12 protein-coding genes are annotated in these 12,951 nt (G+C 42.3%); all 12 read right to left on the bottom strand.

The features are described 5' to 3' along the window. Positions 1–608: 608 nt before the first annotated feature. A complete protein-coding gene (locus tag HBA_RS01460) occupies positions 609–1,304 on the bottom strand; it encodes a phosphotransferase (protein ID WP_457920935.1) in 696 nt (231 codons plus the stop codon). A gap of 3 nt (positions 1,305–1,307) precedes the next feature. Further along, a complete protein-coding gene (locus HBA_RS03585; protein WP_457920934.1) occupies positions 1,308–1,478 on the bottom strand; it encodes a hypothetical protein in 171 nt (56 codons plus the stop codon). After that, entirely contained in the window at positions 1,459–2,016 is a 558-nt protein-coding gene (gene lpoB / locus HBA_RS01455) for a penicillin-binding protein activator LpoB (RefSeq protein WP_097032270.1), read from the bottom strand. Before lpoB ends, HBA_RS03585 begins: the two co-directional genes overlap by 20 nt. Positions 2,017–2,276: 260 nt before the next feature. Beyond that, positions 2,277–2,624 (bottom strand): HIT domain-containing protein, encoded by a 348-nt coding sequence (locus HBA_RS01450; RefSeq protein WP_097032269.1) that lies wholly within the window; start codon positions 2,622–2,624, stop codon positions 2,277–2,279. 1,805 nt (positions 2,625–4,429) lie between these two features. Then, positions 4,430–5,227, bottom strand: a complete 798-nt coding sequence (locus tag HBA_RS01445; protein ID WP_097032268.1) for a metal-dependent hydrolase — start codon at positions 5,225–5,227, stop codon at positions 4,430–4,432. A 22-nt stretch (positions 5,228–5,249) separates the two neighbouring features. After that, positions 5,250–6,245, bottom strand: a complete 996-nt coding sequence (locus HBA_RS01440; RefSeq protein ID WP_097032267.1) for a DNA polymerase III subunit delta' C-terminal domain-containing protein — start codon at positions 6,243–6,245, stop codon at positions 5,250–5,252. Then, positions 6,242–6,883: a dTMP kinase gene (gene tmk, locus HBA_RS01435; protein ID WP_097032266.1), complete on the bottom strand. Its 642-nt coding sequence runs from the start codon at positions 6,881–6,883 to the stop codon at positions 6,242–6,244. The genes HBA_RS01440 and tmk overlap by 4 nt, the downstream gene beginning before the upstream one ends. A 1,626-nt stretch (positions 6,884–8,509) precedes the next feature. After that, a complete protein-coding gene (gene fabF / locus HBA_RS01430) occupies positions 8,510–9,751 on the bottom strand; it encodes a beta-ketoacyl-ACP synthase II (protein ID WP_097032614.1) in 1,242 nt (413 codons plus the stop codon). 79 nt (positions 9,752–9,830) lie between these two features. Beyond that, on the bottom strand, positions 9,831–10,067 hold the full coding sequence (acpP, locus tag HBA_RS01425) for an acyl carrier protein (protein WP_011410921.1): 237 nt from the start codon (positions 10,065–10,067) through the stop codon (positions 9,831–9,833). Positions 10,068–10,217: 150 nt separating this feature from the next. After that, positions 10,218–10,952, bottom strand: coding sequence for a 3-oxoacyl-ACP reductase FabG (fabG, locus tag HBA_RS01420; protein ID WP_097032265.1), 735 nt, complete (start codon positions 10,950–10,952; stop codon positions 10,218–10,220). A 13-nt stretch (positions 10,953–10,965) separates the two neighbouring features. Continuing rightward, positions 10,966–11,895 (bottom strand): ACP S-malonyltransferase, encoded by a 930-nt coding sequence (fabD, locus tag HBA_RS01415; RefSeq protein WP_097032264.1) that lies wholly within the window; start codon positions 11,893–11,895, stop codon positions 10,966–10,968. A gap of 18 nt (positions 11,896–11,913) precedes the next feature. After that, positions 11,914–12,867: a beta-ketoacyl-ACP synthase III gene (locus HBA_RS01410; protein WP_097032263.1), complete on the bottom strand. Its 954-nt coding sequence runs from the start codon at positions 12,865–12,867 to the stop codon at positions 11,914–11,916. Positions 12,868–12,951 lie beyond the last annotated feature (84 nt).

Genomic DNA, 12,951 nt, shown 5'->3' with positions numbered 1-12,951 from the left:
TTCACATTACCCCTTTACGGAAGAAGCTGTTTAATCTGTGTGCGGTCATTTTATTTCGCGATTCTATTTTCATAAAAAGTTTCCAGTAAACCAACCATAAGCGCGTATCAATCATTTTAATAAACATGCTTATTACTACTATTACCAATTTGCTGTTCCTGTTAAAGGCAAAATCCATAGGCAGAAAAAGGTGAGATTACTACTAGCGAATACAGCACAGTTGATGCTTGGCAGTAACTGCAAAATGACAACGGATAGTTTAATGTATAGATAGTCGCATGGTATGATTTGAGTGAGCTACGATAAGAGTAAATTCTTTATTAAATGCAATAAATAAATCTTTTTATTTTTTACTATGTTGTGTCGAAATAAAATTCTTTTACACGTCCATGGCTTTATTTTTTCTGGTAATCGAGCTGCTGAACAATAATAGCGGAATACTTTTTTACTGATGTGGCTTCTAAAAACCCTCAGGATCTGTTGAACGAGATCAGTATAAAATCATCTAGAGATTAAAATCGTGAGAGTACGCCTAATCGTAGCCAGGAGCGTTTCTTTTGGGAAAACTATTAACTGGTTGAAGCTTTTTGCTAGTCTTTGGAAAATAACTAGCTTGACAGATCAAAATATCGGCGCAGCGGTGCAGCTAAATCAATAAAGTGTTGATTACTAGTCTGGAACCAGCGCGTCTCATACCATAACAACATCAAATAGTTAACCCAGGGAATCCAACTTTTAATTTGGCGGCATAAATGATTGCACGTAAGGCCTGGCATGAGCTGTAAATAATCTGCCAACAAACGCTCGCGATCCGCAGAAGGCAGGGAGTTGCCACAAAACAACGCTGCTAGTTCCAGAGCAATATCCCCATCGCCTGCGTATTCCCAGTCTATCAGCATCAGAGAACCTCCCTTCTGATGAAGTACATTGCCTTGATGTACGTCCATATGCAAGAGGGCTTGGCGCATAATCGACGGCTGAGATCGATGCAAAAACCTTCTGTGTAACCTCAGCCAGGTTGGGGAACGTCGCGAAGGGTCACTAGCCTGCCAGTAACGTGCATAGCGCGTCTGCAGGTTGAGCGGATAACCGCTACAACGATGTTGATGCAACCTGGCAAGTATTGCCGCTATCGTTCCCATCGTTAGCGCCTGTTGCCATCCCTGAGCATTGATCGGTTCTCCTGGTAGCCACTCCATAATCAACCATTCGGAGGTGATACTTCGAGGACGAGGCGCTAAGCCGCTACCCTTAAGCACTCGCAGCAAGCGAAACTCTCGACGTCGATTAACACCTAGTTGCATTTTCTACCTACTTGCTTCGCGAACTAGTAAATCGAAACCAGCTCCATGCAATCGCCAGCTTTCACCGGTAAGTCCGCTGGCTGGCAGGAGTACGATTTTTTCTTCCTGCGCGGATGATGATAGATAATTCGCTAGTACCGAATGCAAGCTGCTGTTATTCCTGGGCAACGCCATTACCATACCAAATGATTTCTCCGGTCTTCGCCAAAATTAGTTGGAGCTTCAGCATGGGCTTCGTTACATCGCCAATAGCGGTACTATAGAGCACGTACTGGGCGTTTAGATGGCGGGCCAGCCCCACCGCTTTACTAAGCGACTCCAAACTATCGTCCGCAAACAGCCCTAAATTTTGGCGCGCAGCATTTAATTTATCATCATCCACTATCTGGAATTTTTCAGAGCCATTCGCAATGAGGAAAGTAAGCATCTCGGTGGCTTTACTTGTTTGCAAGTTACCGTTAGTAGCGTTTTTTAGTTTATTTACTAACAAAACGCTGCCATCGCTCATTGCTTGCACCGCCAACATTTCCTGCACCATAGGTGAGAAACTGGCCCGCCAGTCAATAGTTTTTATTTTTGGCGGTATAGGGACTAGCTCGTTATTCACCAGCGGTAACGTGGGTTTTATAGTGATTGGGAGCAATTCTGGAGATCGGGTAGTACAGCTAGATAACACCATCGTTGCAAAAACGATTAAAGCAATCTTTTCCATTGTATACTTGATATTGACTCTTTATTGCAAAATAAATTGAGACGAACGTGTTTTTCGCCTTTAGATTAATATCTCTGTATTCACTAGAGAATATTAATTAAGGGAAATAACGGTAATACAAGCCAATAAGTACCAGCACATTAATCAACCGTAATTGATGATTAGTCATATCAAACAAGTAATTAGACTATCACTCTCGTTAAGATAGGTTAACAGTAACCATTAAATACTGCGGTGCGAACTATATGTTTTTCAAAGCATTACGGTACTATCGGACCAAGTTGCTGTCCGCCCAAAAGATGCATATGTAAATGATAAATTTCCTGGCAGCCATGCCGGTTGCAATTCACTATTAGCCGGTATCCGTTCTTATCAATGCCCTCTTGTTGAGCGATTTTTACAGCTACGGTAAACAGCCGTCCCAGCACAGCCTCATGGTCAGCTGTGATATCATTGACGGTAGGGATGATCTGATTCGTCACGATCAGCATATGACTGGGCATTTTGGGTCTTATGTCGCGAAATGCGGTCACTAAATTATCTTGATATAGAATATCAGCCGGAATTTCCCGGCGAATAATTTTACTAAAAATAGTTTCTTCGGCCATAGCAATATTCCTCTGGTTTCTTAATTAATTCGTCAAGGACGTATTAGTAGTAAGTTACTTAAGATACTTCACCAGTCGTGTCATGAAAACAATTGCTTATCGCATAATAGTAAAGATGTGAACGTATTAACTATAGCAAATAGATGATGCTTTTCGCCTTATCTCAAGTGAACAAAGACTTACCGTTCGCATACGTGCGAACGGTACGAATATACAATATTAGATAACACGCAGATATTGACACTGAAGAATACCGCTCATATGAATTAAGACAAAAGACACTTAATGAGTCACGGAAGTTACAATAATATTGGTTGATACAGATAATTATCCATTGCGGTTTCCAAATGATTTATCTGGGTATCAAAATTGTCTTCATACTAGCAGTTGCCATAATCACACTTAGGATGCCTGGAGTTTTTATACCTTTTATTTTACCACATCCGTTCGATGAATGCATAGCCTAATGATATACACTCGTCAAAATTAATGTGATGTTTGTTTCGTGACTAAACGCTGTGCCCAAAGCACCTTTGCTCGTTTACTCTAGTCCGTTGATATAACCTCGACAATCCGGATTAAACATCACATAACCCGACGTATTAAAATGTAACTTCACGATAAGTAAAAGCGACAAATTATAATATACTAAACATAGGTAATTACCACTAATAAGAATAACAAAATTTAATTGCTAACGTACCTTGATACGTATAAAATCAATTGGATCGCATACAACATAAGACCATCCACATGCTTAAAATAAATACACCGCAAAACATTAGTCAACTAATACGATAAACATGAATGCATATAGTAGCTGCACCACTAAAATAAAATAATATTTTCTCAGTAAGACCGTTTAGAGAAACAATCAATGCGATGTAATTCATAAGTACTAAATAGTAATAGCGATAGCGCACAAGGTCTTACAGTTTAAATAAGAAGCTACTCATAGTTGGCCGGCACTAAGGTAGTTATATATAAATGTAAAATATCGCCATGAAATAATTAATTAGCATCAGTTAGCTAATGCCAAAATTTGCATGTAAAAATATTATAGATATAATTATGCTAAAGATCTCCGATGCAAGATTTACCACTCCTTGAATTTGAATTATTATGGACTGATGCAATTAGTTTTTAACTAACTTATTTTTAGTTATTGTATTAAATAAATCAATTAATAGAAACATATTAAATAACGATACCAATCGGTCGTTTAATAACCGATATCATTACGCCAAACAAGATCATTATATTGCCGGGAATAATAAACATAAATAGTTTAATCGTAAAATCCTGAATATTTCAGTAGATTGCTACAATAAAAAGGTTAAAAATCAACGCCGAGATATCGACGGTAATAATCACAACTAACACCTTGTATAAGACGAATGTTTGTCGGCAATCTCGTCGGCGAAAAAATAAGTCATGATCAACATCAATAACATTAAAAAAAACTGATGTAAATAAACCTAACTCTGGAAAACTACTATTTAGTAATATATTAAAGATAAGTAAATAATAATAGCAGCAATAATGAATTACCGATTGTTAGCAGACAGTCAATACATCTTTCAAAGATTTTATTTTTACTTCTGAATTTAAATCTTGATTCATCATAATTCTCTATTAAAAAACGGCGGTTTTTATTAATTAACATCTACGCCTTAATAAAAATGCAATCTCGTAACATATCGTAAAATCAGTAATTATTATATTTAACCAATGTAAAAGGAATTGCACGCAAGGGTAAAACTACTTAACTTTACTTCATAAAGTTACTATAATCATTATTTTTATTAGTTGGTGTTGAGGTAGGTATGCGTCTCCACGTGAAATAGCCGACCGAAATTAGCAGTGGTAAGGGCCGCTAACTGCGTCAACGAAACCCCCTTAAGCATCGCTATAAAATCCGCCACATCACGCACATAAGCAGGCTGATTTTCTTTACCGCGATAAGGTACCGGCGCCAGATAAGGGGAATCGGTTTCCAACAAAAGTCGGTCAAGAGGGACATAACGCACTACCTGACGCAGTACCTCTGAATTTCGAAAGGTGACAATACCAGAAAAAGAAATATAGAATCCCATTTCCAGCAATACCTTGGCAGTCGAACAGTCTTCGGTGAAACAATGAATTACACCACCGCAGTCGCTGGCTTTCTCCTCACGTAAGATAGCTAATGTATCTTCACGTGCATTGCGCGTATGCACGATGAGGGGCTTATTTAGTATTTTTGCTACGTGAATATGCTCGCGAAAAACTACATGTTGCTGCGACTTTTTTTCCTGGTGGTAATAGTAATCCAGACCAGTTTCACCTAGCGCTACCACGCCCTCTTCGGTTGACAGACGCCGAAGCTCAGCAAAATCGTAAGGCTCATTAAGATGTAAGGGATGAATACCACAAGTAAATAGCACATTGTTGTGACGGCCAATAATGGCTTTCATGGTATGAAAGCCAGTCAATGTAGTACACACTGCCAGCATTAATTTCACGTCTCGAGAGCGAGCTTTAGCCGCAACATCTTCCACATCTTGATGCAGAGTTTGGTAATTCAGGTAATCAAGATGACAATGGGAATCAACTAAAAACATAGTTTAAATTTGTAATCCTCTATTATAAGAAAGCATAGGCATTCGCGACGCCATATTCACAATTCAGCAAATGGTAAGTCAAAAATAATTCTCTATTAACACCGCTTATCTCTTGACATTGGAGCAAACAATGCAGCAACTGCTGCCAATGAATCATAAGCACGCGAGCTGGCCAGCGCGCCGCCAACTCAGCCACTAAAGGAGTCTTATCAGCGTTGATTATAAATTCTTGAGCATTTTGCTGCCATTTCAGTGCATCAGTCAACAAGCTCAGCAACCAATGCAGCGGTTTGATATCTTTATCTCGATTTAGCGTCGGCAGCAGCGCTAATAAATCTCCGTGGGTAAGAACTTCTCGCAATACTACGCACAATTCCTCCCGAACCTGCCAGCGAATCGGATTCAGCAAAATCTTTGCTGCTAAGGGTGCACCGTCGCACAGACGCAGTGCAGTGACTGCTGACAGCGGATTATCATAACCCATCTCCCGTAACCAACGCAGGCCTAGCTCTTCATGCGGGGTCCGCAGCAACCAATAAAAACATCGGCTTCTCAGCGTTGCCAACAAACGCGCTGGCGTCTGGCAAACTAGCAAAAAATAAGTATTTTCAGGTGGTTCTTCTAAAGTTTTTAATAGTACATTAACTGCGAGCTCCGTAAGTTGCTCAACGTAAAGCAGCGAAACAACTTTCATTCCGCCTTGATAAGCGCGCTCATATAAGCCATCTATAATAGTACGGATACTGTCTCCTCCCAAACTCTGCTGGTTTTTTTCCAGCTCTGGTTGATAAAAGTCGGGATGATTGCCGGCCAGCATAAGACGGCAACTATGACAACGACCACAGCTTTTAATACCGTTTGGCTGTCGGCATATTAACCAACGGCTGATAGCATAGCACAACGACAGCTCTCCAGTGCCGGGCTTACTATGCAGTAGTAGGGCATGATGCCCGCGCGCTAACTGATATCGAGACAGAATATCCCGATAAGGAACAGTGAGCCAGGGATACCATTTCATAACGTAAGCTCCTGAGAAAGTAACCATTTTGTCAGCCGACCGCGAATTGCGGCGCTAACTGCAGTAAGAGACTGACTTGCATCAATAGTAATAATACGGTCGTTAGCGGCTACCAGCTCCTGATAACGCACACGTGTGCGTTCAAAAAATGCTAATGATTCCAATTCGATACGATCTAGCGTGGCACGGGATCGAGCACGTATGAGACCCACCAATGGTGGAATATCTAAATACAAGGTTAAGTCAGGGGAAAAATTCCCAAGTATCGCATCGCGCAAAGTTTGCAGCAGGTGCCTATCTATGCCTCGTCCCCCTCCTTGATAGGCTTGAGATGAGAGATCGTGGCGATCACCAACCACCCAGGCCCCCCGAGTCAGTGCAGGCTTGATAACCCCTTCAACTAACTGGACCCGCGCAGCGTAAATCATCAGTAATTCTGCGTAATCATTGACAAGTTCGTTTCCTACGCCGTCTTTAATAAGCGTGCGCAGCACCTCCCCGAGCGGCGTACCACCAGGTTCGCGGGTAAAAACCACATCACGAATGCCCTGATTAAGTAAAACATCAACCACTTCGGTAATCGCGCTAGATTTTCCAGCACCTTCAAGTCCCTCGATCACGATAAATTTACTATTCATGATTTTCCTTTGCATTTTGCCGTTGGCAAATAGTATTACACCATCTGATTAGAGATCCCCTAACTCGTGATTAAACACATGCCACTGCATCCAGTCGGCAACGGATAAAGCAAGTGTCTTTCTACGAATACGCGGCCGCCTAAAAAAGTCGCGGGGTAACTAAAAGTAGGAGGCAACGCAATCACGACGTTAGTGTTAATTTTGTAATGATATAGGTATCATCATACGGCATATATATCATTAGATCCTAATAGCATCATACTGCTGTAATAATTTTCTTTAGCACCTTAACTAACTGTGGGATATATAGTAATTTTATTTCGATACGCAACTGGTTAATAACCACATCGATACAACAAGCGACTCTTCTCTTTTACCTAGTTTTCTTTCTAAACGATAAACATATACTCAACAGCGACGACAACATTTTGTACGGCATATGCGCGACTAATTATTGCCATATTTAATCTATAGTAATGATCATATGAGTTGGCGAACGTGTTTGAGGATCGTACTCTAGGGAAATTAGCAGTATAAAAAATAAGTTCAGGATAAAATTCTTTCCCAAACAAACAACTATCTTGCCGTAGCCACAAGTGTTGCTCTCAGCGCCTGCGGCGTGCCACCCGCTATCGTAGATCGTGTTTATATACGATACCTAACCCAGAATGATCAGAAACTCCTGTGGTATTTTTACTTCGATAAAAAAGATAAAAAAATGCACTTCTTTGCTGCTAATCAGCAGTTGCAGCTAATCATGCACTGTTATTTTCTACTATCACCTGATAGATACTGACCATTATCACTTATAGTCTCAGTCTTCAACTCAATCAAACACGGCAACTAGACTCTATGTCACAATAAATGCTGTTGACATAGCAATATTTACAGACAACCACGACCGCTTCTCCTGCTGGAGAAGCAATAGAACGGAGACAAAGTATTTAATCTATAGCAGACAGTTGCTGACCAACATAATCAGCACCAATGAAAAATGATGAAAAGCGTTTTTTATTGATAACTTTTAAAATCTCTTACAAGCTAATAAGCTGGGTGCACTCCGGCACACACATAAATATAACAATTTCCCTATTTATGATCAGTTAATAAAGTAGCTGAAGCTACAAATATAGCATATATAGTTGTACTAATAATACATTCATAGTTTTTATTACCACACCATTGATATCTCCAATACTAGCGTTTCATTTGTGTCGTTACGGTTCAAAATAACGCGGATGAGCTACCAATTTCAACTGGTTATTGTGTTAAATATGCTAGCTAGCAGCGGACTGTGCGCTAAGAAACGTACTTTAGTTTATTAAACTACTCTGCTGACACCAGCAGAAATAATATGATAGCACAATAATGTTAAAACTCAGGATGTCTGTCACAGCATGATGTGATCAATAATCGCGACGTTGCTAGATTGCAACTATTATAGATAAAACTCTACAGAAGAAATTTCTCTGGCAAGACACCGAACTGGGGTTAAAAAACTTTTGCCGAAATCTACGGCATACTTGATAAGTAGCAATTGTGTCTAAAGATTAATATATTTTTCTTGTAAGCCTCTAAATAAAGCCTAAAATAGCTTAATAAAAACTATTAAACAATGTGCTTAAATCAAATTGCACGAAATACCAGAGAACCATTAGTTCCGCCGAAACCAAACGAATTACACAAGGTGTAATCCATTACCTTAACCTGGCGTGCTTCTTTTGGCACATAGTCCAAATCGCATCCTGTATCAGGATGATCTAAGTTAATGGTTGGTGGAATCACTTGATCGCGCAATGCCAATACGCTGAAGATAGCTTCGATAGCGCCGGCAGCTCCTAGTAAATGACCCGTCATTGACTTCGTGGAGCTTAACATAACTTTGCTGGCAGACTCAGCGAATACTGCTTTTACCGCTTTAGTTTCAGCATTATCGCCGGCAGATGTCGAAGTACCGTGTGCATTGATGTAGGCCACCTGCTCCGGTGTTATACGCGCATCGCGTAGTGCATTAATCATTGATCGAGCAGCTCCGGCACCGTCATCAGACGGCAAAGTTATATGATAAGCATCGCTGCTCATTCCAAATCCTACTACTTCAGCGTATATTTTTGCACCGCGCAGTTTAGCATGCTCATACTCCTCGAGAACCATTACGCCCGCACCATCGCCGAGAACAAAACCGTCACGATCTCGATCCCAAGGACGGCTTGCCGCTTGGGGATTATCATTGCGGGTCGACAGCGCACGCGCCGCGCCAAAACCTCCGATGCCTAATGGCGTACTGCCTTTTTCGGCGCCCCCCGCTAGCATAACGTCCGCGTCGTCATAAGCGATAATACGAGCTGCATGACCAATATTATGCAATCCTGTGGTACAAGCAGTGGCAATAGAAATATTTGGACCGCGCAATCCGCAAATTATAGATAAATAACCTGCCACCATATTGATAATAGTAGCAGGCACGAAGAATGGACTAATTTTACGAGGTCCACTGTTCACGAGTGCGCTATGGTTCTCTTCAATTAACCATAAGCCTCCGATACCAGAACCTATAGCCGCTCCAATACGATCAGTATTTTTTTCGGTTACCTCTAAGCCGGAGTCCTGCATGGCCTGTAGTCCAGCGGCTACGCCATACTGTATGAACGCATCCATCTTGCGGGCGTCTTTACGCGGCAGATAATCTTCAAAATTAAAATTCTTAACCAAGCCTGCAAAACGTGTTGCATAGGCAGTCGTATCAAAATGGTCGATCAATCCGATGCCACTCTGTCCGGCAAGGAGCGCACTCCAAGTAGATTCTACGGTGTTACCGACAGGAGACAACATGCCAAGTCCGGTCACAACTACTCGACGCTTAAACACACGTTTTTCCTCCAGGGGGTAGCAGTTTACCATGATACTAAAAATTAGGCGGTCACTAAGACCGCCTAGAAAAGTTCACTTACTGCTGACTTGCCTGTATGAAATCAATTGCTGCCTGCACAGTAGTGATTTTCTCAGCTTCTTCGTCTGGAATTTCGGTATCGAACTCTTCTTCCAGCGCCATTACTAACTCAACGGTGTCAAGAGAGTCTGCTCCGAGGTCGTCAACGAAAGAAGCATTATTCACAACTTCTTCTTTCTTAACGCCTAGTTGCTCAGCGATGATTGCCTTAACGCTTTCTTCGATAGTGCTCATACTCTAAATTTCCTGTCAAAACTCGCTTACGCGATGGTTTCTTAGTGTATAAAATATTAAAAAGATGCAACTTGATCCAGGTTAGTCGAACAATGATTTTATGCTATTTTGCAGTTTTTACCACAAATAACGCAAATGATTTTCGTACTTTTATGGCATATACATGCCACCATTGACATGTAGAGTTTCTCCAGTAATGTACGCTGCCTCCTCAGAGGCGAAAAAAACTACAGCGCTAGCAATTTCTTTTGGATAGCCGAGGCGGTTTGCCGGAATCTGGGATAAAATGCCTGCACGGTATTCATCTGTCAACGCTTCAGTCATATCTGTAGCTATAAACCCTGGCGCCACCACGTTGACTGTAATGCCGCGCGAGGCGACTTCACGCGCTAGGGATTTACTAAAGCCGATTAAACCTGCCTTGGCAGCAGCATAATTCGCTTGTCCAACATTGCCCATAGAGCCAACTATAGAACCGATTGTAATAATTCTGCCATAACGCTTTTTCATCATAGCCCATATTACCGCTTTCGACATACGAAATACTGACGTCAGATTAGTATCCAAAATAGACTGCCATTCATCTTCTTTCATACGCAATAGCAGATTATCCCGTGTAATACCCGCATTGTTTACAACAATATCCGATTCGCCAAATTCCTCGCGTACTTTTTCTAAAAAAACCTCGATAGAAACATCACTAAAAAAATCCAGCTTCATTCCTTTACCACTATCACCCAGATAAGTGCTTATAGCGGCAGCACCTGCTTCGCTGGTAGCGGTACCAATAACCATTGCACCACGAGACGCCAATGTTTCTGCTATCGCACGGCCAATACCTCGACTAGCACCGGTTACTAGCGCAATTTTACCTTTAAAGCTCATTTATAACCTCAAGTTAGTATTTAATCGCGGATGTCAGCGAGGTTGGATTGTTCACCGCAACACCCGACAAAGTGCAAGCCATGTGTTTAATCAGTCCAGTAAGTACTTTCCCAGGGCCTATTTCTAACAATACATTTGCGCCTTGTGACGCAAGGTATTCCATAGTTTCAGTCCAGCGAACCGGGCTATAAAGTTGGCGCACGAGTGCTTGGCGGATGGTAGCCGGATCCTGCTCTGCGCGTACATCAACATTATTGATTACCGGAATTCGCGGTGTAATAAATGTTATTGCTTCCAGCGCCAACGCCAATTTTTCTGCGGCAGGCTTCATCAGGGAGCAATGAGACGGTACGCTAACTTGCAATTGTAACACGCACTTAGCTCCATTTTCTTTACATAAAATGCCAGCACGCTCCACCGCTTCTTTATGTCCAGCTATAACTGCCTGATTAGGCGAATTAAAATTTACTAGCGAAACAACCTTCCCTTGAGACGCTTTTTCACAGGCAGCGGTGATAGTATCGTTATTCAACCCTATAATAGCAGACATCGCGCCGCTTCCAGCAGGCGCCAATTTTTGCATGAGTTTGCCGCGCAGCGCCACTACCTGTATGGCCGAAGTAAAATCCAGACTGCCAGCGCAAACCAGCGCAGAATACTCACCTAAACTATGGCCGGCCAGCAGAGCCGGCATTCGTCCGCCTTGCTGCTGCCAAACACGCCATATTGCAACCGATGACGCTAATAATGCCGGCTGGGCCTGACAGCTTTTATTTAGTTCTTCAGCTGGTCCTTGCTGCACTAGCTGCCATAAATCATAACCCAGCACGCCGGATGCTTCGACAAATGTCGCCTCGACTACAGAGTAGTTTGCTGCTAACTCTGCCAACATGCCTACAGTTTGGGAGCCCTGTCCTGGAAATACCATGGCAAAAATAGTCATTGTTTAAATTCCTATAGATTAAAATCGTAACAGAGCTGATCCCCAAGTAAAACCCCCACCAAACGCTTCAAGCAGCACTAGTTGTCCTGATTGGATACGACCATCACGCACCGCTTTATCCAAAGCAAGCGGCACCGATGCAGCAGAGGTATTACCGTGCCTATCAAGAGTAACCACTACTTTTTCCATGCCCATGCCCAGTCGTTTTGCAGTAGCAGTAATGATACGCAAGTTAGCCTGGTGGGGTACTAGCCAGTCTAATTCAGTAAGATCGAGAGCGTTAGCACTGAGAGTTTCATCGACAATATGTGCTAGTTCAGTAACTGCTACCTTAAAAACTTCGTTGCCAGACATAGTCAAGTAAGCTGAAGTAGCTGGATCCATGCGATTATGATATGGAAGAGTCAGCAGGTCACCATAACGACCATCGGCGTGCAAATGCGTGGAGATAATGCCTGGTGTCGTCGAGCTTCTTAGTACTACGGCTCCTGCGCCGTCCCCAAAAAGGATCAATGTACCACGATCGTTAGGGTTAAGAGTATGACTTAACGTATCAGAACCTACCACCAGTGCGTAGTCTAGAACACCATTTTTGATATAAGTATCCGCCACGCCCAGTGCATAAGAAAAACCGGCGCAGGCTGCCGCTAAATCGAAAGCAATGCAGTCATGAATGCCCAGAGCACGCTGAATCTGACAAGCTGAACTGGGAAAAGCGTGGCTTGGAGAGGTCGTAGCAACAATAACCATGCCAATCTTCTCCGCGTTGATGCCAGCCATATTCAAAGCTTGCGCAGCAGCATGACGCCCCATGCTAGAGACGGTTTCATCAGCACTAGCAATACGCCGTTCGCGAATGCCGGTTCGGGTAACAATCCACTCATCTGAAGTATCAACCATTTTTTCCAGGTCAGCGTTGGACCGGATGTTTGCCGGAAGATAGCTCCCGGTGCCGAGAATCTTAGTAAACATGTACGCTTAATCACTCTTGGGTAGTACGCCATCCCAACAGGCTGGTAATAATTAGTGCCTGTATATGCAGTTTCATCGCTTGCA

The organism is Sodalis endosymbiont of Henestaris halophilus, assembly GCF_900161835.1.
In the GTDB taxonomy this organism is placed as follows: domain Bacteria; phylum Pseudomonadota; class Gammaproteobacteria; order Enterobacterales; family Enterobacteriaceae.
Note: the sequence above shows the minus strand (reverse complement) of the source record. Positions and strands in the feature narration are given on the sequence as shown.